The organism is Flintibacter faecis (genome assembly GCF_014287875.1).
GTDB lineage: Bacteria > Bacillota > Clostridia > Oscillospirales > Oscillospiraceae > Lawsonibacter > Lawsonibacter faecis_A.
The window spans coordinates 81,249-103,353 of sequence record NZ_JACOPN010000004.1 but is presented as its reverse complement, the minus strand read 5'-3'; the positions used below and the strand labels follow the sequence as shown (position 1 = coordinate 103,353).

The window sequence follows — 22,105 nt, the reverse complement described above, 5'->3', positions numbered from 1 at the left end:
AGTCAATCCTCCTGTTCCGGTCCCCGGACCTCATCTACATGGCAGCGCAGGCTGCCGTCAGCAAGGCGGAGGGACAGCGTCTCCCCTGCCCCGGTCTGTTTCACAGAGGAGAGCACCCGGCCCTCCCCGTTTCGGGCGATGGCATAGCCCCGGCCCAGCACCTTCATGGGACTCATGGCATCCAGGGCGGCGGCCAGACCGGCCAGCCGCTCCCGGTTCTGGGCCACGGTGCGCTCCAGCGCCTGGTTCAATCGGCGGCTCTGATAGTCCAGCAGCAGCCGCTTGGCCTGGAAATAGGCCTCCGGCCGGGTCATGGCCCGGCTTTTGGACAGGCGGTCCAGCCGGCGGCGAGATTGGGCCAGCCGATGGCCCATCTCCCCCTCCAGCCGCTTTTCCAGGCTGAGCAGACGGCCATAGACCTCGTTTCGGTCTGGCACGGCCAGCTCGGCGGCGTTGGAGGGCGTGGCGGCCCGCAGATCGGCCACATAGTCGGCGATGGTCACGTCGGGCTCGTGGCCCACGGCGGAGATCACCGGGATGCGGCAGCGGTAGATGGCCCGGGCCACGATCTCCTCGTTAAAGGCCCACAGGTCCTCCATGGACCCGCCGCCCCGGCCCGTGATGATCAGGTCGGCGGCCTGCTCCCGGTCGCACCAGGCGATGGCGGCGGATATCTCCTCCGCCGCACCCTCCCCCTGGACCCGCACGGGCAGCACCCGCACCCGGGCCATGGGCCACCGGGCCTTTAAGATCCGCAGCATATCCCGCACCGCTGCACCCACGGGAGAGGTGATCAGGGCGATGGTCCCGGGACTGGGCGGCAGGGGCTTTTTGTGCTCCGGGGCAAACAGGCCCTCACCTGCCAACTTCTCCTTCAGCTGTTCAAAGGCCACGTGCAGGTCCCCCGCCCCCTCCGGGGTCAGGCGGCTGCAGTAGAGCTGATACTGTCCATCCCGGGGAAAGACGGACACCCGCCCGGCGGCGATGACCTGCATCCCGTTTTGGGGGCGGAAGCGCAGGGAGACGGCATCCCCCCGGAACATGACGCACCGCAGGGCCCCCTCCCCATCCTTCAGGGTGAAATAGTGGTGGCCGGAGGGGTACAGCTTATAGTTGGATATCTCTCCCCGCACCAGCAGACCGGACAGCACCCGGTCCCGGTCCATCAGGTTTTTCAAATAGAGTCCCACCTGTCCCGGGGTGAGGACGGCCCGCTCCCCTCTCACAGCCGTCCCTCCTGCCGCTCCAGGGCCCGCCAGGTGAGGATGGCGGTACCCATGGCGTTGTCGGTAGAATATTGGGGCTGGGCGAACAGGGCGCTGCATCGGCGCGTCAACACTTCCCGCAGCTGGACATTGGAGGCCACGCCCCCGGAGCACAGCACAGGCAGGCCGGGGTGGCGCTCCATGGCCCGCTGGGTCACCTTCGCCACGGTGTCGCACACCACGTTCAGGGTGAACCGGGCCACATCGGCGGGGTCCGCTCCCCCTTGGACAAGCTGTTCCATCTTGTTTTCCATTCCGGACAGGGAGAAGGAGAACTCCCGCAGCTTCACGGGAAAGCGCAGGTCTTTGTGGGCCTGGCGGGAGAGCTGGTCCACGGCCTTTCCGGCGGGGAAATCCAGCCCCAGACGCACACCGGTGCGGTCAATGAGCTGCCCGGCGGAGATATCCTCTGTCCCGCCGATGATCTCGGCCTGGACGGTGATGCCGTCCGGCCGGACCAGCAGCAGCTCGGTGGTGCCGCCGGACAGGTGCCAGGCCAGGAAAGGCCGGTCCAGCAGCTCCAGATGTCCGGCGGACCAGGCCGCCGCGGCCAGGTGTCCCTGCTGGTGGGAGTGGGCAAAAAAGGGCACCCCCAAGGTCCGGGCCAAGCTCTGCCCCTGGGATGCCCCCGCCAGAAAGCAGGGCATGTAAGAGCCCTCCACCGCCCGGGGACAGGTGCTGGCTCCCACTGCCCGAATGTCGTGGAGCCAGCCGCCCTGCTCCAGTTTCTCAAACTGCTCGGGCAGCTGCTTCACATGCTGAAACAGGGCGTCGCTCTGCCGCAGTCCCAGTTCCCCGGGACGGACGGAGAGCAGCCGCCCGGCGTTGCAGCCCCCCGCCCCGTCGAACACGGCGGCGGAGGTGGTGTAGTTGCTGGTATCCAGCCCCAGGACCGCCATGGTCAATCCTCCGCCTTGGGCTGAGCCTCGCCGGCCTTGTCCGGCTTGGGCGGGGTTTCGGAAAACTCCGCCCGAACAAAGCTGCCCAGAATGCCGTTGACGAAGGAGACCACTTCCTGGGTCTCATACCGCTTGGCGATCTCCACCGCCTCGTTGATGGCGGCGGCGTTGGGCACATCTGGCACATACAGCACCTCGTACATGGCGGTGCGCATAATGGCGGCGGCCATGCGGGGGATGCGGGCAAAGGACCAGCCCACTGCATAGCGACTGATGTAGTCATCCAGCTCGGGGCCGTGGGAGAATACTCCCTGGACCAGGTCTCGGATGTACTGCTGCTGCTTCTCGTTGGGGAACTGGGCATACAGGGCGTTTTCCTCCGCCAGCTCCGCAAAGCGCTCCGGGGTCAGCTGGCTGTCCAGCACCTCCTGGGCGCTGTGGTTGCTGAACCCAAGGGAGAAGATCAGCTGGACCGCGATCTCACGGGCATTGCTTCTTGTCATGGCTATATCCTCCAAACTCATTCCCCACCGCTTTCGGCGGGGCACCGGCCCCACTGCCGCCCAAAACAATGGGGCGCTTTTCCGGGGCGTCGGTCTAAAATGGTGATTTCACAGGTGATTCTATTATATACATGAATATACAAAAAAGAAAGCCCCAATTTCTCCAAAAGGAGAAAAAGAGCGGCGGCCACCCCAAACAGGATGGCCGCCCGGCAGCTGCTCATTGATAGAATTTGTGCCCGCCGATCACGGCGATGCACTGTTTGTGGCGGGAGGCCCAGCTCCCGGCGCAGGAATCGAAGTACAGGGCGTTGCGGACCTCCTCCACCACGCCGCCGTCCATCACCAGCTTGGCGGCGATGACGCTGGAGGCGTTGGGGGTCCGGTTGGCCAGGGCCCCGCCCCGATAGGTGGTGAACTGGTTCTTCTGGGCCAGTACCCCTTTCACGGTGTTGGGATAGACGGGGCTGGCTACCCGGTTCATCACCACATTGCCCACGGCCATCTGCCCCTTCAGGGACTGGTTGCCGCTTTCGGCATAAATGATGCGGGAGAGCCAGAACAGGGTGTCGGAATTATAATAGGATGCCCCGGACTGGATGGCCCCGCTGCCCCGGGTGACGATCACCTGGTTTGCCGTGGCATCCCAGCTGACCTTGGCATCAAAGGCCTGGGCCACCGCCCACAGGGGGACGATCACCCGGCCTTGGTTCATCTGCACCTTGCCGGGCAGGTAGAGATACCGGCCATTGGCCACCAGATAGCTCTGGCCGCTTTTGGCCGTCACCGTCATCTTGGGGGTGGTCACGGTCACCGTGCCGGAGCCGCCGTCCCATGCCGCCGTGGCGGCGGGGTCCAGGGCCTTTGCCATTCCGGCCAGGGCCACATAGGTGGTCCCGCCGCTGCGGGTCATGGCCACATCGGTGGGGGCATACTCCCCGTCGATGCGCATCCCGTGCTCCACGCTCTCGGCTACCTCAATGGGGCTTTCGCTGGCCGCGGCGGGTACCGCCTTAGCACTCTGCTCCACCAGGTCTGCCTGCGTCTCAGTCGTCAGTGCGGAACCGGAAGGGGCTCCGCTCTCCTCCTCTGCCAAGATGGACGTGGTCTGCTCGGAAGCGGTGCCCGCGCCCATCAGGAGGAGTAAGGCAAAGGCGCACAGCAGTGAGGATACTAGCTTGCGTATCATTGTCTACACTCCTACGGAAACAAATTTTGTCATAATTATGACAACCAAAAGCAACGGTTGTTACTTTTGTTACCATATTGTAACCAATCATCCCCATGGGCGCAAGGGCAAAACTGCCCATACTTCCCCCGTCAAACTTGTGGAAATTGTCTGAATCTTTTAAAAAATCCGGGTTTTTATCCCGGATATTGGGAATTTTTATTCTTTTTGGCCCAGACAAAACAGCCGGAAGGATATCAAAATGGCGCTGCTTCCGGGATGGAAGACAGCGCCATTCGTTTTTATGCAAACCGGTGTTACTTCACCCGCAGCCGCTTGACCAAGCTCTCATCCGGGGTGACCCAGGCGGTCTCATAGGTGGTGTAGACCACCATGCCCGGGCGGGCCCCGGCGGGCTTTTTCACATATTTCACCTGGGTGTAGTCCACGGGGACCTTGCCCGACTCCCGGCCCTGGGAGAACCATGCGGCCAGACAGGCGGCCTCGTTTAAACTTTGCAGGTCGGGCTGGGCCCCGCCGGTCCACAGGATCACATGGGAACCGTGGATTTTTTGGGTGTGGAACCAGATGTCGCTCTTAAAGGCCTGCTTGCAGGTGAGCAGGTCGTTCTGCATGTTGTTCTTCCCCACCGAGATGCGCAGCCCGGCGGTGGAGCGGAACTCCATGGGCTTTGGGCTCAACCGGCGGCCCTTGTCCCTCCCCTTGATCTGGCGGCGGAGATATCCCGTGTCCGCCAGCTCCTGGCGGATCTCCTGCAGGTCCCGTTCCCCCTCGGCCAGGGTGATGTTCTCCAGCACACTGTTCAGATAGTCCAGCTCCCGGCGGCCCTTCTCCAGCTGGATGGTCAGCATCTCCTCCGCCGTTTTCGCCTTGTTGTATTCCTTATAATATTTCGCCGCATTCTGCTGGGGGGTGAGCAGGGGGTCCAGCTTGATGTCCACTTCGGCCCCCTCCGGGTCATAGAAATCCAGCGCCCGCAGCGTGGCCATGCCGCGCTCCATGGTGTGGAGGTTGGAGGTGATGATGTCCCCGAACTGGCGCAGCCGCTCCCGATCCTGGGTGGCCTCCAGCTCCCGCTGCTGATTGGCGAGCTTCCGGGCGGTTCGGTCCCGGGCGTTGGTGACGGAACGGATCAGATCCTGGCCCTTCTGGCGGATGCGCTCCTGATTCTCCCGCTGCTCATAGAAGCGGTCCATCAGGGCGGAGAAGCTGGGATAGACGGTGCACTCCCCCGCCTCTTCATACTGCTCCGCCGGGAAGAAGGTGAAGTCCTTAGAACGCTTTTCGATAGAGATCACAGTGGGCGTAAAGTTATTTTCCTTCACAGAGTTCAGCAGCGCTTCCGCCGCCTCGGCCACCCGGACCCGGCCCTGGGGACCCAGCTCGTCAAAGGTCACATCTACACGGCCCCCGGCCCGAAAGGCGATCTCCCGGCAGACCAAAGGCGACCAGCCGCCAAAGGTGTCCAGCAGCCAGTGATCCACCCGGCTCTCCCCTGGGGCCTGCTCCACCCGGCGAAGCCACTCTCCCCCATCCAGGGCGGTGGGGTCGGCTTTTTCCATGGCGGGGGGCAGACGGTAGAACAGACCGGGCAGCAGCTGCCGCTGGGCGGACATATCCCCGTCCACCCGGCGCAGACAGTCCACGATGCGGCCCTGGTCGTCCACCAGCACCAGATTGGCCCGGCGGCCCATGGCCTCCAGAATCAGGCGGCGCTCCTTCCGGTCCCCCAGTTCGTCCAGCACCTCCAGCCGCAGCTCCACGATGCGCTCCAGATGGGGCTGCTCCACGCTCAGGATGCGCCCGCCCATCAGGTGCTTGCGCAGCAGCATACAGAACATGGGGGGCGCGTCCGGGTTCTCCCGGGACAGCTCGGTCATTTGCAGCCTGGGGTGGTTGGGACTGGCGGACAGCAGCAGCCGCCCGTTCCCCCGGCCCAGCCGCAGGGCCAGAATCATCTCGTCCCGGCCCGGCTGGTGGACCTTGTCGATCTTGGCACCCGTCAAAATTGGCTTTAACTCTGCCACAACGCCGGACAGACACAGGGCATCAAGGGGCATATTCCTTCACCTCGTTCTTCATTTTCTGTAAAGTGTTTTTCCTGGTCAGTCGTTCTTCTGCACGGGTCCAGAGTTGTCTTCTTCCCCCATCAGCCCGGCGAACAGCTCGTTCAGCCGCCGGGTCTGGCCCTGGAGATAGAGCCAGCCGAACAGGGCTTCCAGGCCGGTGGCCGTCTGATACTCCCCTCGGCTGGCCGCTTTGGGCACGGAGTGGGGCGCGGTATTCCGTCCACGGCGGAATACCTCCTCCTCCTCCGGGGTGAGCATCGGCCGGATACGCTCCATGGCCGCCGCCTGAGCGGGGGCCGCCACATACTTTACCGTGGCCCGGTGCAGGTCCTTGGCTTTTGCCTTCCCGTGGAGACACAGCCAGGAGCGGACCATCACCTCGAACACCCCGTCCCCCAGATGGGCCAGCCCCAGGCTGGACAGGCTCAGCAGCTGGTCCCGGGGCATGTGCAGATCAAAATAGTCGGTCATTGTTCTTCCTCCCACCCACCTGCCATAAAAACGCGCCCCGGGATGTCTCTCCCGGGGCGCGGAGCAGGGACGGTTTTTTACTTGGTGCCGAAAATGCGGTCGCCGGCGTCGCCCAGGCCGGGGACGATGTAGGCGTGGTCGTTCAGCTTCTCGTCCACGGCGGCCACATAGATGTCCACGTCGGGGTGCTCCTTCTGGATACAGGCGATACCCTCAGGGGCGGCGATGACGTTCATCAGCTTGATGTGCTTGCAGCCATAGCCCTTGATGAAGGTGATAGCGGCGGAGGCGGAGCCGCCGGTGGCCAGCATGGGGTCCAGCACAATGACATCCCGCTCGGCGATGTCGTTTGGCATCTTGCAATAATACTCCACGGGGGTGTGGGTCTCGGGGTCGCGGTACAGGCCGATGTGGCCCACCTTGGCAGAGGGGATCAGATTCAGGATGCCGTCCACCATACCCAGACCGGCACGGAGGATGGGCACGATGGCCAGCTTCTTGCCGGCCAGCTGCTTGAAGGTGGCGGTGGCCACGGGGGTCTTGACCTCAATGTCCTCCAGGGGCAGGTCACGGGTGGCCTCATAGCACTCCAGGGCGGCGATCTCAGAGACGATCTCCCGGAACTCCTTCACACCGGTGCGCTCGTCCCGCAGGATGGTCAGCTTATGCTGCAGCAGGGGGTGGTCCAGAACATGAACTTTTTCGTTAAACATGGCGATGCTCTCCTTTTATTGTTGAGTTTTTTCCCGGGCAAGCCGCTCCCGTTCCGCCTGAGACAGGCGGTGATACTGGGGGACCAGCGCCCCGCCCTTGACCAGCCCGCCCCGGGCGGCCAGTTCTTCCGCCGCACGGGCCACGCCCCAGGCGCTCTGCATACGCAGGTGCTTGGGGGCCAGGGCCATGGGTATCCCTTCTTCTGTCAAGGTATTATAGCACAGCTTGGCCCCATCTCCAACGACTATTTTAGAATTTTCATAATTTTTCAGCTCGGCACCCAGATTCTCCAGAGAGATGGCCCGGTCCGGGGTCAGCCGCTCCAGCCCCGTGCCGGTAGCCAGGAACAAAGCATTGTACACCTGCTTGCGCCGGGCATCCATGGCGCAGACGATAAGGCTGCCCGCCATGTGGGCCAGGGGCCAGGCCATGGACTCCAGAGTAGAGCAGGGGGCGCAGTCCTTGTCCCCCGGCCAGGCCAGCCCCTTGGCGGTGGCCACGCCGATGCGCAGCCCGGTAAAGGACCCGGGGCCTGCCGCCACAGCGATGACATCTACCTGCTCCAGGGTGAGCTGGCAGTTTTCCAGCATGTCCCGCACCATGGGCAGCAGAGTCCGGCTGTGGGTCAGGCCGCTGTTCTGATAGGACTGGGCCACCAGCTCCCCGTCCCGGCACAGGGCGGCAGAGCAGGCGGTGGCAGAGGATTCCAAGGCTAAGATCATCATATTTTATCCCACATTTCTTCTGTTTCTAATTCCTAAGTTCGCTCATGAGACTGTCAAAAAAGCCTGTCATTGCGAGGAGGCCCAACGGGCCGACGTGGCAATCCGTTCCTAAAACTCACGGGTATCAGTACATTTCCGACTTTTGGGTTACGGATTCCCACGTCGCTTCGCTCCTCGGAATGACAGAAACGGGTTTATTGACACGCTGTTGTTTCCCGCCCCCTGCGGGGGCGGGAAACATGAGTTTGACTGCTTATTCGTCGGCAGCCAGATCGGGGACATTGGTCACAGAGATGACCCGCTGGTCGTCCTGCGCACCCCGGCGGATGTCCACCCGGATGGCATCCTCGTCCAGGGCGTCGTCCACATTTTCGCTCCACTCCACGGCACACACGCCCCCCCGGGCCAGGTAGTCCTCCCAGCCGATGTCGAACAGCTCGTCCGAGCTGCCCAGACGGTACATATCAAAGTGGAACAGGGGCAGCCGCCCCCCCTCATACTCGTTGACGATGGTAAAGGTGGGGCTTGTCACCCGGTCCGGGATGCCCAAGCCCCGGGCCAGGCCCCGGGTAAAGGCGGTCTTCCCCGCCCCCAGGTCCCCGGTATAGGCGATCACCGCCCCGGGCTGGATCAGCTGCCCCAGGCGAACGCCCAGGGCCTCGGTCTGCTCCTCCCCGGCGGTGGTATACTCTTTTGTCATGGGTGCGGCCTCCCCGTTTACAGAAAATTTTCAAATCATTTTTTATTATAGCACACCTTGGGTTTGCCTTTCTACTGAAATGTGATAAAATATATTGTCTAATTTTTCTCCAAGGAGGCGAGGACTTGTCTGCCCTGCTCTCTCCCTTTCGGGAGTTTTTTCAAAAAGGGGACCGCATTCTGCTCTCCCTGTGCCTGGCGGCCAGCGGCTTCGGCGTGATACTCATCTACTCCGCCACCCGGTGGCAGCACGATTATAAAGAGGTGATCGTCCAACTGGTGGCCATTTTCCTGGGTGTCATCGCCTATATGGTCATGACATCGGTGGACTTTCAGCTGTTCACCGAAAAGAACTGGAAGGGTCTGCTCATTTTCAGCGTGGTCATGCTGCTGCTGCTGCTCACCCCCCTGGGGCTGTCCATCTACGGTAATCGGAACTGGCTGCAGCTGTCCAAGCTCATCCCCAAGTTCCCCATGAACCTCCAGCCCAACGAGATCGACAAGCTGCCCTTTATCCTGCTGCTCTCCCTGCTCATCTGCCGAATCAGGGACCGGGGCATGGACATCAGCGCCATCCCCTCCGTCATGCAGATCGGCGGCTTTACCGTGTTTATGCTGGGCCTCATCGCCGCCATCTGCGGCGATATGGGCACCTGCGTGGTGTATATGATCATCTTTGTGGTCATGGCCTGGAGCGCCGGAGTGAAGGTCCGCTGGTTCGTCCTGGTGGGAGGCGGCCTGGTGGCCGCCGTGCTGATCCTGTGGTTCTTCATCCTTCCCGACACCGACCTGTGGGACAGCAACTATATCATCATGCGCTTCCGGGTGGTGCTGGACCACAGCCTGGACCCCCAGGACAAGGGCTTTCAGCAGAGCCGTTCTATTCTGGCCATCGGCTCCGGCCAGCTCTTTGGACAGGGGCTGCTTCACGGCATTCAGACCCAGGCCGACTACAGCAGTGCCCTCCCCGCCCGGGACACCGACTTCATCTTTGCCGTCTGCGGCGAGGAGCTGGGCATGGTGGGCTGTCTGGCCCTGCTGAGCCTGCTGTTTCTCATCGTCCTGCGATGCGTGTGGGTCAGCCGCCGGGCCAGCTCCCCCTTCTTCGCCTATGTATGCATGGGCATGGCGGGGATGCTGCTGGCACAGATCTTGCTGAACGTGGGCATGTGCCTGTATGTGCTGCCCGTCATGGGCCTGACCCTCCCCTTCATCAGCTACGGTGGTTCCTCCGTCATTACCCTGTTTGCCGCCATGGGCATCGTCTCCAGTGTAAAAGCGCGAATGCTGCCCAGCTGGCTGCGAAATCAGAGCAGTACCTGAACATAGAAAACGCCCGCATCTCCATCGGATTTTCGGAGATGCGGGCGCTCTTTTATTTTCTCTCCCAGTCGGGGATGGCCTTGGCCTGCTCATACAGGCGGACATAGCTGGCGTGGCGGGTGGGCTGGATCTCCCCCCGCTTCAGGGCGGCCAGCACGGCACAGCCCTTCTCTTTCACATGGGCGCAGTCCTGAAACTGGCACTGATCCACATAGGGGGCAAACTCCGGGAAGCACCGGGCCAGCTCCTCCTTGCGCATCAGCTCCATGCGGTCCACATCGAAGGAGGAGAAACCGGGGGTATCCGCCACCACCGCCCCGCAGCCCAGGCGGAACAGCTCCACATGGCGGGTGGTGTGGCGGCCCCGGCCCAGCTTTTCGCTCACGTCTCCAGTGGCCAGGTCTACCTGGTCGTCCAGGGCGTTTAAAATACTGGATTTCCCTACGCCGGAGTTTCCTGTAAAGGCAGAAACCTTTCCGGCAATGAGGGCTCTCAGCTCGTCCATGCCCTCCCCCGTCTGGGCACTGACCTTCAGGGTGGGAAAGCCGGCGGCGGCGTAGATAGCCGCCAGGTCGTCCCCGGGTTCTAAATCGCACTTGTTCACGCAGATGACGCAGGGACAGTCCCGGCTCTGGGCGATGGCCGCCACCCGGTCAATGAGAAACGGGTCGGTGACCGGGATGGCCTGGGAGGCGATGATGACCAACTGGTCAATGTTGGCCACCGCCGGGCGGTAAAACTGATTTTTCCGGGGCAGGATGCGGTCTAAGGAGCCGCTGCCGTCCCCCAGGGGGGTAAACTCCACCCGGTCTCCCACCAGGGGGGTGACCTTTTGGTGGCGGAGCTTGCCCCGGCCCCGGCAGGTGGTGACGGTCTGGCCGTCGTCCACATAGTAAAAGCCGCTGAGGGCCTTCATGATGATCCCTTCCATGGCGTTACCCGGCCAGCGTGACGGAGAAGGTACTGCTGCGCACCCCGTCGAAATAGACGGTGAGGGTCTTGGTCTCCCCCGCTGTGCCGGTGACGGGCACGGAGACGGAGGTGTTCATGGCGGCATCCACGCTCTCGTCAAAGATGACCTGGCCGTCCATGATGACCTGAACGCTGACGCTCTGACTGCTGACAGGCAGGTCGATGTCCACATTCTGGGTCACTTCCTTGGGGGCGCTGGCGGGGTCGGGGCCCTTGCTGATCTGCAGGTTCACCTTGGTGCCCGCGTCCACCTGGGTATAGGCGGCGGGGTACTGGCCCACCACTTTTCCGGCCTCCACCGTATCGCTGTAGACCTCATCGGTCTTGCCCACGGTCAGGTTCATGGTGTTCAGGTCGCTGGTGGCCTGCTCCAGGGTGCGCTCAGACAGGCTGGGCACGGCGACCTGCTCCGTCTTGGGGCCCAGGCTGATGACCAGCTGGACCTTGGTGCCCGGGGCAACAGGGGTGTCCACCAGAGGGGTGAAGGAGATGACGTGGTCCTTGGGCACCTCCTTGTCATTTTCATAGGTGGCGGTGATGTCGCCCGTCTTAATGCCCACCCGGTCCAGCTCGATATAGGCCTGGCGATATTCCATGTCGGCCAGATTGGGCATGCTGTTTACCTGGGGCCCGGCGCTGACGGTGACGGTAATCTCCGTCTTGTCGGCGCTGACGCTGCTGCCCGCCGATGGGGACTGGTCCAATATGGTGCCAGCCTCGGAGTCGTCCTCCTCCACTTCCCCCTGGACCACAGTAAAGTGGTCTTTCAGCAGGGCAGAGTCCTGGATCACGTCCTCGTACAGCTGGCCCTTCAGATTGGGCACCTGATAGCCCTGGGGCTGGGACAGCATCCCGGAGAACAGGGTGCGATAGAGCACAACACCCACGATGACGATAAACAGCATGATCCCCGCCGCTCCGGCGATCATGCCCCAGCGGGGCCCCCGGGGCGCTGGCTCGTCCTCTTCCTCCTCATAGGGGAGGGAGTCGGGCCCGGGGACCCGACGGCGCTCGCTATAGGTGCGGCTGCCCCGGCCTGTCCCTCCGTGGATGGGGGTGACGGGACGGATGCGGGTCTTGTCCTCGTCGGGCTCCTCGGGGAGGAACTCGTTGACGTTATAGTCAAAGTTGATGTTGGGGTTCTTGCGGAACTCCTCCAGGTCGGCCAGCATCTCCCCGGCATCGGCATAGCGGTCGTCCGGGTTGGGGGCCATGGCCTTCATGGTGATCTCCTCCAGAGCCTCAGGGATGGTGGGGTCGATCTCCCGCGGCGAGAGGGGGATGGAATTGATGTGCTGGATGGCCACGGACACGGCGGTGTCCCCCTCAAAGGGCAGCCGCCCGGTGATCATCTCATACAGCACCACGCCGGCGGAGTACAGATCGCTGCGGGCATCGATGTGGCTGCCCCGGGCCTGCTCCGGGGAGATATAGTGGACGGAGCCCAGGGCCTCCTGGGTCAGGGTGCTGTGTCCGCCGGAGGCCACCCGGGCGATGCCAAAGTCGGCCACCTTCACGCTGCCGTCCCGCAGCACCATCACGTTGTGGGGCTTGATGTCCCGGTGGATGATGCCCCGGCTGTGGGCGTGGCCCAGGGCCTTCACGATCTGGGTGATGAAGTGCAGGGCCTCCCGCCAGTTCAGCTTACCCCCCTTTTTCTGCATATACTGTTTCAGGGTGATCCCGTCGATGAGCTCCATGACGATATACTCTATGTCAGAAGAGCGGCTCACGTCATATACCGCCACAATGTTGGGGTGAGACAGCATGGCCACAGCCTGGGACTCGTCGTGAAAGCGGCGGCGGAACTCGGCATCCTGGGCCAGGTCCTCCCGCAGGATCTTCACCGCGACCAGCCGGTTCAGCCGGTGGCACCGGGCCTTATACACCTTGGCCATCCCGCCGGTGCCGATGAGCTCCAGGATCTCATATCGGTTATCGAGTAATTTACCTATGTACTGATCCATGGTAAATCTCCTCCTTTTCAATCAGCATCATGGTTCCGGTCAGCAGCGCATAAGCACCACCGTCACGTTGTCCGGCGCGCCCCGGTGCAGCGCCACGTCCAGCAGCCGTTGGCAGCAGGCCTCGTCCTCGCCGCCGTGGATGACCTCATAGAGGATCTCCTGGTCGGTGACCACGTTGCTCAGCCCGTCGCTGCACAGCAGCAGATAGTCCCCCGGAGCCACGTTCTGATCGAAGCAGTCGGCCAGCAGCACCGGCTCGGCCCCCAGGGCCCGGGTGATGAGATTCTTGTGGGGGTGGTTCCGGGCCTGCTCCCGGGTCAGCTCCCCCCGCTGGACCATGTCCTCCACCAGGGAGTGGTCCCGGGTGATGCGGGTGATGCCATCCCGGGTGATGTGATAGGCCCGGCTGTCCCCCTCGTTGAGGAGAACGGCCTTCCCGTTCCCCGCCAGGGCGGCCACCAGGGTGGTGCCCATGCCGGTGCAGTCCGGGTCCTCCACCGCCTTTTGAAACACCCCGTCGTTGGCGTGGGCGGCGGCGGTCTTCAGCCATTTCTGGGGGTCGTCCCCCGGCTGGCCCTGTTCCTCCAGCTTGCGCATGAACAATTCCACCGCCATAGAGCTGGCCACATTTCCGGCCCGGGCCCCGCCCATGCCGTCACAGACCACCGCAAGGCCCCGGCCATCCTCCAGCTCCCGGACGGCATAGGCATCCTGGTTCTGCTGGCGCACCGCACCTCGGTGGGTGATTCCCCATAGTTTCATGGAACTTCTTCCTCTTTTCCGCCGGGGTCCCGGCTTCTGATCGGCCCGTCAGGGCTGAGACTTGTCCTCTTTCATGGCCTTGCGCCGCAGCTGGCCGCAGGATGCGTCAATGTCCCCGCCCAGCTTCCGCCGCACTGTCACGGTAACGCCGTGGCGCTCCAGCCGCTTCTGAAAGGCGGCCACCCGGCGGCTGGGCTTTAACGGGCTCTCCTCCACGTCGTTGAGGGGGATCAGATTCACATGACCGGGGGTCCCCTTTAAGAGGCTGGCCAGCAGGTCGGCCTGCCAGTCGCTGTCGTTCACCCCGTCGATCATGGCATATTCATAGGAGATGCGCCGTCCGGTGGTCTGGAAATACCGGCGGCATGTTTCCATCAGCTTCTCCACCCCTACAGAGCGGTTTACCGGCATGATTTTGGACCGGGTCTCGTCATCCGGGGCGTGGAGAGATACGGACAATGTTAATTGTAACCCATATTGGGCCAGTTTGTCAATTTTGTCTGTCAATCCGCAGGTGGACAGGGAGATGTGCCGCATGCCAATGTTCAGCCCCTCCGGGTGGTTGACCAGGGTGAGGAACTTCATCACCGTATCGAAGTTGTCCAGCGGCTCCCCGATGCCCATCAGGACGATGTTGGAGATGGGCTCCCCGCTGTCCAGCTGGGTGAACAGCACCTGGGCGATCATCTCCGCCGGGGTCAGGTCCCGGACCTTGCCCGCCAGGGTGGAGGCACAGAAGGCGCAGCCCATGCGGCAGCCCACCTGGCAGGAGATGCACACGGTATTCCCGTGCTGATAGCGCATGAGCACCGTCTCGATGCAGTTGCCGTCAGAGAGCTCCCACAGATATTTGATGGTCCCGTCCAGCTTGGACACCTGCTTGCGAACCACCTTCGGCACAGTGAGAAAGCACTGCCCGGCCAGCTTTTGCCGCAGGGCCTTGGAAAGGTCGCTCATCTCGTCGAAGGAGGTCACGCCCCGATAGAGCCAGTGGAAGATCTGCTTGGCCCGAAAGGCGGGCTCCCCCTGCTCCTTCAGCCAGGCGGTCAGCTCTTCCAGTGTCATGGATCTCAGGTCGATCACGTCACGCCTCCTCCCTTCTCATTTTGCTGATGAAGAAGCCGTCCGTCCCGTGGCGGTGGGGCCACAGGGTCACGCTTCCACTTTGGATTGGTCCAACGGGCCCAGTCAATGTAAAGGTTTCTGCCTTGTAAGACTTGTTCTCCGCCAAAAAGGTCTCAACTACCTCTCCGTTTTCCCGGTACAGCAGGGTACAGGTGGAGTACATCAGCGTCCCGCCCGGCCTCACATAGCGGGCGGCGTTGCGCAGGATGTCCAGCTGCACGGCGGGCAGGTCGGCCAGGGGGGCCGGGTCCTTATAGCGGATGTCCGGCTTTTTTCGGATGACACCCAGACCGGAACAGGGGGCATCCACCAGCACCAGGTCAAAGGCGCGCTCCCACTCCGGGCGGAACACCTTGCCGTCGGCGGTCTTGGGCGTGATGATGGTCAGGCCCAGCCGGTCCGCCCCGGCCTGGATGAGCTTCTTTTTGTGGGGGTGCAGGTCGCAGGAGACGATCTCCCCCTGATTCTCCATGGCGATGGCCGCAGCGAAGGACTTCCCTCCCGGGGCGGCGCAGCAGTCCAGCACCCGCATCCCCGGCTTGGCTCCGGCAGCCAGCACAGACAGGCGGGAGGCCGGGTCCTGCACATAGAACAGACCCTGCTGAAAAGCCTCCATCCGCTCCAGATCGCCGGTTCGGGAGAGCAGCAGGCAGTTCTCCAGCCAGGGGTGGAGTTCCGCCTCCACATGGTCGGCCTCCAGCATCGCTTTCAGGGTTTCTGCCGTGGTCCGGGTGGTGTTCACCATCACGGCGGTGGGGGGCTGGCTGTTGTCGGCGGCCAGGAGCTGGGCGGTCTCCTCCTCGCCGAGTGACAGGATAAACTCCTTTACAAGCCACTCTGGGTGGGAGTATAGCGTGGAGAGATAGGCCACCGGGTCCCCCTGAGGGATGACAGGCATGTTCTGCAGACTGCGCTCCATACTGCGCAGGATCCCATTGACCATACCGGCGGCCCGGGGGTTCTTGCAGTGGGCCTTTACCAGCGCCACGGCGCTGTTCACCGCAGCACTGTGGGGAATACGGGTGAGGAACAGCATCTGATAGGCCCCCAGGCGCAGGGTCTGGACCACCTTTCCCTCCATCCGCTTCAAGGGGATATTGGAGAATTTAGCCAGATAAAAGTCCAGCAGCATCTGATTTTGCAGTACGCCAAAGCAGAGCTGGGTGGCAAGCGCCGCATCCCGGCCGGAGAGCTCCGCCGCCGAGAGCTGTTTCTTCAGCGCTCCGTCGGACCATCCCCCCTGCCGCTGACAGGCGTTCAAAGCCAGCATGGCCGCTTCCCGTGCATCCATAGTGGTTCCTCCTCGCGTTTCTCTTCTCTCACATCCACATCAGTCGATGGAAATGGGGTGGCCCCGGAGATAGTCCGCCGCTGCCATCCGTCGGCTGCCCGGGGCCTGCAGTTCTAAGATCCGCAGCACGGCTCCGTCGCCGCAGGCCACGTCGATGCCCTCCTTCCCGGCGGCCAGCACGGTACCGGGAGTTCTTGCTGTGTTCTGTCCCGTCAGCCGGGAGGCAAAAACCTTTACCGGCTGGCCCGTCAGAATATCTGTGGAGGTGGCGGGCCAGGGGTCCAGACCCCGAATTTTATCGTGGATGGCCTTGGCGCTCATGTTCCAGTCGATGGGCGAAAGGGCCCGGGACAGCATGGGGGCATAGGTCACCTGCTCCGGGTCCTGAGGGGTGCGCCGGGCCGTTCCGGCGGCAATGTCCGCCGTCACCTGCACCAGCAGTTCCCCGCCCAACCGGGCCAGCCGGTCGTGGACCTGCCCCACCGTCTCATCCGGGCCGATGGGGGTGCGCACCTGGGCGATGATGTCCCCGGCATCCAGCTCGTGGGCCATGTGCATGATGGTCACGCCCGTCTCCTTGTCCCCGTTCACCACCGCCCAGTGGATGGGGGCGGAGCCACGATACTTGGGCAGCAGGGACGAGTGGACGTTGATGCAGCCCTTGGGGGGCAGCGAAAGCATCTCATCGGGCAGCACCCGGCCATAGGCGGCCACCACCACCAGCTCCGGGGCCAGCTCCTTCAGCTGCGCCAGGGCGGTGCCGTCCCGCAGAGTCTCGGGCTGGAACACGGGGATGCCGTGGGCCAGAGCGCTGGTTTTTACCGGCGTAGGCTTCGTCTTATTCTGGTGGCGGCCCACCGGCTTGTCCGGCTGGCTGAACACGCCGCACACCTCATGTCCGGCGGCCACCAGGGCCTCCAGGGAGGGGACGGCGAAGTCCGGGGTGCCCATAAATACAATTCTCATTCTTCCGTCTCCTGAGCTTCCATGAGCTCGTCCAGCTCGTCGCTGGTATACAGCCGGTCGCACAGCTCGCTGTACAGGTGGCCGTCCAGATGGCTCAGCTCGTGGCAGAAGCAGCGGGCGGTGAGGCCGGTGCCCTCCACCTCGAACCAGGTGCCGGTGCGGTCCTGGGCCTTTACCTTCACCCACTCCGGGCGCTTGACATAGCCCCACTTGCCGGGCAGGGACAGGCAGCCCTCCAGGCCATCCTGCTCCCCCTTTTGGTCCAAAATCTCCGGGTTTACCAGCTCCAGCATCTGGTCCTGGTCGTTGACCACGAGCACCGCCCGGCGGAGGATACCCACCTGGGGGGCGGCCAGCCCCACACCGCCCGCCTTGGTCAGGGTCTCTCTCATATCGTCCAGCAGATCGGCCAGCTTCTGATCAAAGTTGGTCACGGGGTGACAGGCTTTGTGCAGCACCGGCTCGTCCTCGCCGGTGAGAATGGTACGAATCGACATAATGACTCTCCTTCGTGTGTTAAAATCAGTTGAAATCAAAAAATCAGCTATAGTAGGGGTCCAGGTCGGCATACACCGACACCCCTCGGTTTTCCTTATCCCGGTGGGCCGCCCGCAGCAGATGGGCGATGAGCTCCCGGGTGGAGCGGTCGTTCCTTCCCGTCAGGGTCAGGCGATAGCGATAGCGGTTGTTCACCTTGGCCACCGCCGCCGGGGCCGGTCCGAATATCTGGGCCTCGCTCCCCCGCAGGGCCTGATCCATGGCCTGGCGCAGGCGCATACAGCACCGGAGCACCGCCCCCTCATCCAGGCCGGAGGCGGTGAGTACGATCACGTCCCGGAAGGGGGGCAGGCCCCGCAGGCGGCGCATCTCGATCTCCGTGGCGTAAAAATTGTCATAGTCCTGCTTGGCGGCAAAGCGGATCACGTCGTTGTCCGGGGTGAAGGTCTGGATCACCGCCCGGCCCTGCTTCTCCCCCCGTCCGGCCCGGCCCACCACCTGGGTGAGCAGGGAGAAGGTCCGCTCCCCCGCCCGGATGTCGTCCACATATAAGGACAGGTCGGGGGCCACCACCCCCACCAGGGTGACGTTTTCAAAGTCCAGCCCCTTGGCTACCATCTGGGTGCCCACTAAGATGGGCACGTTCCGTTTGCGGAAGCGCTCTAAGAGCTCCTCGTGGGGGTGGGCGGCGGAGATGCAGTCGGTATCCATGCGCAGCACCTCCACCCCGGGGAACTGCTCCTCCAGCTCCTCCTGCACCCGCTGGGTACCAAAGCCGATGAAGTTCAGCTGGCCCCCGCATTCGGGACAGGCCCTGGGCAGGGGCTGGGAAAAGCCGCAGTGGTGGCACATCAGCCGCCCGTTGGCGGAGTGGTAGGTCAGCTTCACCGAGCACCGGGGGCACTCGGGCACCTGGCCGCACTCCCCGCAGGAGACCATGCGGCTGGCCCCCCGGCGGTTGAGAAACAGAATGGACTGCTCCCCCCGCATCAGGTTGTCCTCCAGCTCCCGGCGGAGTCTGGCGCTGATGGTCCCGGCGTTGCCCTGGCGCAGCTCCTGTTTCAGGTCCACCAGGATGACCTCCGGCAGGGGCTTTTGATTGAAGCGCTCCCGCAGCTGAAACAGGGATATCTGCCCGGACCTGGCCTGGTGCATGGTCTCCAGAGACGGGGTGGCCGAGCCCAGCACCAGCAGGGCGTTGTGCTGGACGCAGCGGTATTTGGCCACATCCCGGGCGTGGTACCGGGGGACGTTTTCCGACTTGTAGCTGCTCTCCTGCTCCTCGTCCAGAATGATGAGCCCCAGGTCGGGCAAGGGGGCGAACACCGCCGAGCGGGTGCCGACTACCACGTCGGCATCTCCCCGCCTGGCCCGCTTCCACTCGTCATACCGCTCCCCCGCCCGCAAGGAGCTGTGGAGGACGGCCACCCGCTTTCCAAAGTGTGAAGCGAATATCCTTAACAGCTGCGGCGTGAGCACGATCTCAGGCACCAATACCAGGGCCTTTTTCCCCCGGGCGAGCACCTGTCGGATGAGCTGGATATACACCTGGGTCTTGCCGCTGCCCGTCACGCCGTACAGCAGGGCCGCCGCCGGTTTTCCGCTGCGGGAGAGGGCGTCCAGGCCGTCCACCGCCCGCTGCTGCTCGCCGTTGAGCTGCGGGGGCTGGGCCGGGGCCACGTCGTCCAGGGGGGCCCGGCGCATCACCTCCCGGCTGGACAGGGTGAGGATGCCGCTCTTTTCCAAAGACTTGATGGTGGGCATGGATGCCCCGGTGAAGTAGCACAGCTCCTTGGCCGAGGCGCTGCCCAGGGTACACAGCAGCTCGGTCACCGAATAGCGCAGGGGGGCGGACTTTCTCCGGGAGGTGACCATGGCCATGGCATCCTCCGCCGGGATGGCCAGCTGGGCCAGCTTCTCCGTCTTGTCCCCCACCCCCCGCTGGGTGCTGGTCTCCAGGGCGGCCGCCCCGGCATCGATGAGCTGCCGGATGGAGGGGTTGGGGTCCTTGGCTCCAAAGGCCAGGCGGATCTGTTCCATATCCCCGCTGCCCCCCCAGTCCTCCAGCAGGGACAGCAGGCGCTCTGCCCCGGCGTGGCCCCGGACGGCAGCACGGATATCCTCCCGGCTGTGCTCCGGCGTCAGCGTCACGCAGTCCCGCAGGGCGTAGTACAGCCCCGCCGGGAGCATGGCCTTGACGCAGTCGTACACCGTACAGAAATACCGCTCCCGCATCCACAGGGAGAGCTGAATGGCGTGGTGATCCAGTACCGGGGTGTCGTCCAGCCGGGCCAGGATGGCCTTCAGAGCCTGCCCCCCCTCGGGGGCCTGCTCCAGGGACAGGACCACGCCGTCCGACCCCCGGTTTCCACCGCCGAAGGGCACCAGCACCCGCATCCCGGGCTCCAGCGTCCCCTCCAGCTCCGGGGGAACCAGATAGTCATAGGGCTTGTCGATGGCATAGATGGCCTTGGCCACCGCCACTTTGGCAACGCTGCGTCCCATCCCGGTCACTCCCTTCTCGTCTTTATGGGGACGGACCCGTCCAGGAACAGCACAAAAGCAAGCGCAGGGGGACCCCTCCGCTTGCTTTTGTAGGTCTTAGTCGTGGGTCTCTTCTTCTGTCGTCTCGTTTTCCTGGTCCTCGGGGGCCTCCAGCTTGCCGTCGGCCACCTCCTGAATGGCGATGCTGACGGGCTTTTCGTCCAAGGGCTCTCCGGCGGCCTCGGCCTCGGCGGCGATCTCCCGGGCCCGGTGGGCCACCACGTTTACCAGTTCATAGCGGCTGGGGATCTTCTCCAGCAGGTCCTTCATTGCGGGATAGAGCATCATAGTGCAAAACTTCCTTTCTTCTTTTCCAAAACGGTCTTTGAAAAATCCTGTGTCAGGCGAACTGGGACAGGATCTGACTTCTGTTGTCCACGCGGCACTCCGCTGCGGTCATGATGGCCTCGATCTCACCCACGGCGTTGGAGACCTTGTCGTTGATGACCAGATAGTCATACTTGGGGATCTCCCGGAACTCGATCCTGGCCTTCTCCAGCCGCCCGGCGATCACGTCCTCGCTGTCGGTGTTCCGGCCATGGAGACGGCGGGACAGCTCCTCGAAGGAGGGCGGGATGATGAAGATGAACAGGGCATCGGGGCAGCGCTCCCGCACCTTGGCCGCACCCTGGACCTCGATGTCCAGCAGCACGTCGTGGCCTGCGTCCAGCTGATCCCGGATGGCCTTTAAAGAGGTGCCGTAGTAATTATTTACATACTCGGCATACTCCAACAGCTCGTTGTCGGCGATCATCCGCTCAAATTCGGCCCGGTCCACAAAGTTATAGTTCACGCCGTCCTGCTCCCCCACCCGGGGCTGCCGGGTGGTGTAGGACACGGAGAAATAGATGTTGTCCCGCTGGCCCATCAGCTCGGCGATCACCGTGCTTTTGCCCACGCCAGAGGGGCCGGACAGCACGATCAGCTGTCCTTTGATCTTCTTTTTTACTCCCATTCCGCTTCCTCCTCTTCTCCGCCGTCCTTCTCCCCGGCCAGACGGTTGGACACCGTCTCCGGCTGGAGGGCGGACAGCACCAGATGGTCGTTGTCCATAATGAGCACCGCCCTGGTGCGGCGGCCATAGGTGGCGTCAATGAGCACGCCCCGGTCCCGGGCCTCCTGCACCATGCGCTTGATGGGGGCGGAGTCCGGGCTGACGATGGCGATGAGCCGCCCTGCGGCCACCATGTTTCCAAACCCGATGTTGATGAGCTTCATCCGCCCGCCTCCTTACTCGATGTTCTGGACCTGCTCCCGGATCTTCTCGATCTCGGCCTTGATGTCCACCACATGGCGGGCAATGTCAATGTCGCTGCACTTAGAGCCGATGGTGTTGGCCTCCCGGTTGAACTCCTGGATCAAAAAGTCCAGCTTCCGCCCGGTGGCGCCGCCCTTATCCAGCATCTCCCGCAGCTGGCCGATGTGGCTGCGGAGACGGACGGTCTCCTCGTCCACGGCCACCTTGTCGGCGAAAATGGCCGCCTCGGTGAGGATGCGGGCGGGGTCCAGCTGGGTGTTGGACAGCACCTCGGTCATCCGGGCCTCCAGCTTGGTGCGGTACTCCGCCACCGTCTGGGGGGAGCGCTTCTCCACCAGGGCCACCTTGTCCTCGATGGTCCTGGCCCGGCTGAGCACATCGTCCTTCAGCCGCTGGCCCTCCCGGCTGCGCATCTGGTCAAAGTCGGCCAGAGCCCGGTCCAATACCGAACAGATGTCTTTTGCCATCTGCTCCACGTCCTCCTCCGCCTTCTCCGCCAGCAGCACGTCGGGGAAGCGGGACAGCAGGGACACGGAGATGTCCCCTTCTAAGTCATAGTCCGCCGCCAGCTGCTTCAGGGCTGCATAGTATCCATCGGCCACCGGCTTGTTCACCGACACCTGGACCTTCTCCGCCCCGGCGTTGTCCAGGGTGACGAACACGTCCACCTTTCCCCGGGAAATAGCATTTTGAATGCGGGCCTTCATGGCCTCCTCTGCGAACAGGTAGAGGCGGGGCAGGCGGATGTTGCAGTCCAGATAGCGGTTATTCACCGAACGCAGCTCCACCGTGATGGTGCAGCCGTTTACCGTCTCCTCTGCCCGGCCATAGCCGGTCATGCTCTTGACCACATCGGTCACTCTCC

22 protein-coding genes are annotated in these 22,105 nt (G+C 63.3%); 1 reads left to right on the top strand and 21 read right to left on the bottom strand.

What is annotated here, in order from left to right:
* Positions 1 to 2: 2 nt before the first annotated feature.
* The 9 genes from xseA to tsaE all read right to left on the bottom strand — a co-directional run bounded on the left by xseA (position 3) and on the right by tsaE (position 8,535).
* The gene (gene xseA, locus H8S55_RS07175; protein ID WP_366467560.1) at positions 3 to 1,226 is read right to left on the bottom strand and encodes an exodeoxyribonuclease VII large subunit; all 1,224 of its coding nucleotides are present in this window, start codon (positions 1,224 to 1,226) and stop codon (positions 3 to 5) included.
* A complete protein-coding gene (locus H8S55_RS07170; RefSeq protein WP_186878532.1) occupies positions 1,223 to 2,164 on the bottom strand; it encodes a tRNA (adenosine(37)-N6)-threonylcarbamoyltransferase complex transferase subunit TsaD in 942 nt (313 codons plus the stop codon). The genes xseA and H8S55_RS07170 overlap by 4 nt, the downstream gene beginning before the upstream one ends.
* 2 nt (positions 2,165 to 2,166) lie before the next feature.
* Complete coding sequence (nusB, locus tag H8S55_RS07165) at positions 2,167 to 2,667, bottom strand: transcription antitermination factor NusB (protein ID WP_186878399.1); 501 nt, start codon at positions 2,665 to 2,667, stop codon at positions 2,167 to 2,169.
* A 220-nt stretch (positions 2,668 to 2,887) separates the two neighbouring features.
* Positions 2,888 to 3,856, bottom strand: coding sequence for a cell wall hydrolase (locus H8S55_RS07160; protein WP_186878398.1), 969 nt, complete (start codon positions 3,854 to 3,856; stop codon positions 2,888 to 2,890).
* 296 nt (positions 3,857 to 4,152) lie between these two features.
* Positions 4,153 to 5,916 (bottom strand): Rqc2 family fibronectin-binding protein, encoded by a 1,764-nt coding sequence (locus H8S55_RS07155; protein WP_186878397.1) that lies wholly within the window; start codon positions 5,914 to 5,916, stop codon positions 4,153 to 4,155.
* A 45-nt stretch (positions 5,917 to 5,961) separates the two neighbouring features.
* Positions 5,962 to 6,396: a Mini-ribonuclease 3 gene (locus H8S55_RS07150; protein WP_186878396.1), complete on the bottom strand. Its 435-nt coding sequence runs from the start codon at positions 6,394 to 6,396 to the stop codon at positions 5,962 to 5,964.
* Between the two features lie 77 nt (positions 6,397 to 6,473).
* Positions 6,474 to 7,109, bottom strand: a complete 636-nt coding sequence (gene upp / locus H8S55_RS07145; RefSeq protein ID WP_186878395.1) for a uracil phosphoribosyltransferase — start codon at positions 7,107 to 7,109, stop codon at positions 6,474 to 6,476.
* A 15-nt stretch (positions 7,110 to 7,124) separates the two neighbouring features.
* Positions 7,125 to 7,835 carry a tRNA (adenosine(37)-N6)-threonylcarbamoyltransferase complex dimerization subunit type 1 TsaB gene (gene tsaB, locus H8S55_RS07140; RefSeq protein ID WP_186878394.1) on the bottom strand — a complete coding sequence of 237 codons (711 nt, stop codon included), beginning with the start codon at positions 7,833 to 7,835 and terminating at the stop codon, positions 7,125 to 7,127.
* A 253-nt stretch (positions 7,836 to 8,088) separates the two neighbouring features.
* Complete coding sequence (gene tsaE, locus H8S55_RS07135; protein ID WP_186878393.1) at positions 8,089 to 8,535, bottom strand: tRNA (adenosine(37)-N6)-threonylcarbamoyltransferase complex ATPase subunit type 1 TsaE; 447 nt, start codon at positions 8,533 to 8,535, stop codon at positions 8,089 to 8,091.
* Between the two features lie 125 nt (positions 8,536 to 8,660).
* On the opposite strand from tsaE, the gene H8S55_RS07130 reads away from it, so the two are divergent.
* Complete coding sequence (locus tag H8S55_RS07130) at positions 8,661 to 9,857, top strand: FtsW/RodA/SpoVE family cell cycle protein (RefSeq protein WP_147562354.1); 1,197 nt, start codon at positions 8,661 to 8,663, stop codon at positions 9,855 to 9,857.
* 52 nt (positions 9,858 to 9,909) lie between these two features.
* On the opposite strand, the gene rsgA is transcribed toward H8S55_RS07130, so the two are convergent.
* From rsgA to H8S55_RS07070, 12 genes are all read right to left on the bottom strand, one after another.
* The gene (gene rsgA, locus H8S55_RS07125) at positions 9,910 to 10,788 is read right to left on the bottom strand and encodes a ribosome small subunit-dependent GTPase A (protein WP_186878392.1); all 879 of its coding nucleotides are present in this window, start codon (positions 10,786 to 10,788) and stop codon (positions 9,910 to 9,912) included.
* A 4-nt stretch (positions 10,789 to 10,792) separates the two neighbouring features.
* Entirely contained in the window at positions 10,793 to 12,796 is a 2,004-nt protein-coding gene (gene pknB, locus H8S55_RS07120; protein ID WP_186878391.1) for a Stk1 family PASTA domain-containing Ser/Thr kinase, read from the bottom strand.
* A gap of 39 nt (positions 12,797 to 12,835) precedes the next feature.
* On the bottom strand, positions 12,836 to 13,558 hold the full coding sequence (locus H8S55_RS07115) for a Stp1/IreP family PP2C-type Ser/Thr phosphatase (protein WP_147562357.1): 723 nt from the start codon (positions 13,556 to 13,558) through the stop codon (positions 12,836 to 12,838).
* 48 nt (positions 13,559 to 13,606) lie between these two features.
* Positions 13,607 to 14,641, bottom strand: a complete 1,035-nt coding sequence (gene rlmN, locus H8S55_RS07110) for a dual-specificity RNA methyltransferase RlmN (RefSeq protein WP_366467553.1) — start codon at positions 14,639 to 14,641, stop codon at positions 13,607 to 13,609.
* A gap of 1 nt (position 14,642) precedes the next feature.
* On the bottom strand, positions 14,643 to 15,974 hold the full coding sequence (rsmB, locus tag H8S55_RS07105; protein ID WP_186878390.1) for a 16S rRNA (cytosine(967)-C(5))-methyltransferase RsmB: 1,332 nt from the start codon (positions 15,972 to 15,974) through the stop codon (positions 14,643 to 14,645).
* Positions 15,975 to 16,013: 39 nt separating this feature from the next.
* Complete coding sequence (gene fmt, locus H8S55_RS07100) at positions 16,014 to 16,940, bottom strand: methionyl-tRNA formyltransferase (protein ID WP_186878389.1); 927 nt, start codon at positions 16,938 to 16,940, stop codon at positions 16,014 to 16,016.
* A complete protein-coding gene (gene def, locus H8S55_RS07095) occupies positions 16,937 to 17,437 on the bottom strand; it encodes a peptide deformylase (RefSeq protein ID WP_186878388.1) in 501 nt (166 codons plus the stop codon). The genes fmt and def overlap by 4 nt, the downstream gene beginning before the upstream one ends.
* Positions 17,438 to 17,480: 43 nt before the next feature.
* Complete coding sequence (priA, locus tag H8S55_RS07090) at positions 17,481 to 19,943, bottom strand: replication restart helicase PriA (protein WP_186878387.1); 2,463 nt, start codon at positions 19,941 to 19,943, stop codon at positions 17,481 to 17,483.
* Positions 19,944 to 20,039: 96 nt separating this feature from the next.
* Positions 20,040 to 20,270 carry a DNA-directed RNA polymerase subunit omega gene (rpoZ, locus tag H8S55_RS07085; RefSeq protein ID WP_186878386.1) on the bottom strand — a complete coding sequence of 77 codons (231 nt, stop codon included), beginning with the start codon at positions 20,268 to 20,270 and terminating at the stop codon, positions 20,040 to 20,042.
* A gap of 52 nt (positions 20,271 to 20,322) precedes the next feature.
* Complete coding sequence (gmk, locus tag H8S55_RS07080; protein WP_186878385.1) at positions 20,323 to 20,937, bottom strand: guanylate kinase; 615 nt, start codon at positions 20,935 to 20,937, stop codon at positions 20,323 to 20,325.
* Positions 20,928 to 21,200, bottom strand: a complete 273-nt coding sequence (gene remA / locus H8S55_RS07075) for an extracellular matrix/biofilm regulator RemA (RefSeq protein WP_147562365.1) — start codon at positions 21,198 to 21,200, stop codon at positions 20,928 to 20,930. The genes gmk and remA overlap by 10 nt, the downstream gene beginning before the upstream one ends.
* A gap of 12 nt (positions 21,201 to 21,212) precedes the next feature.
* The gene (locus H8S55_RS07070; protein ID WP_186878530.1) at positions 21,213 to 22,079 is read right to left on the bottom strand and encodes a YicC/YloC family endoribonuclease; all 867 of its coding nucleotides are present in this window, start codon (positions 22,077 to 22,079) and stop codon (positions 21,213 to 21,215) included.
* Between the last annotated feature and the right edge of the window lie 26 nt (positions 22,080 to 22,105).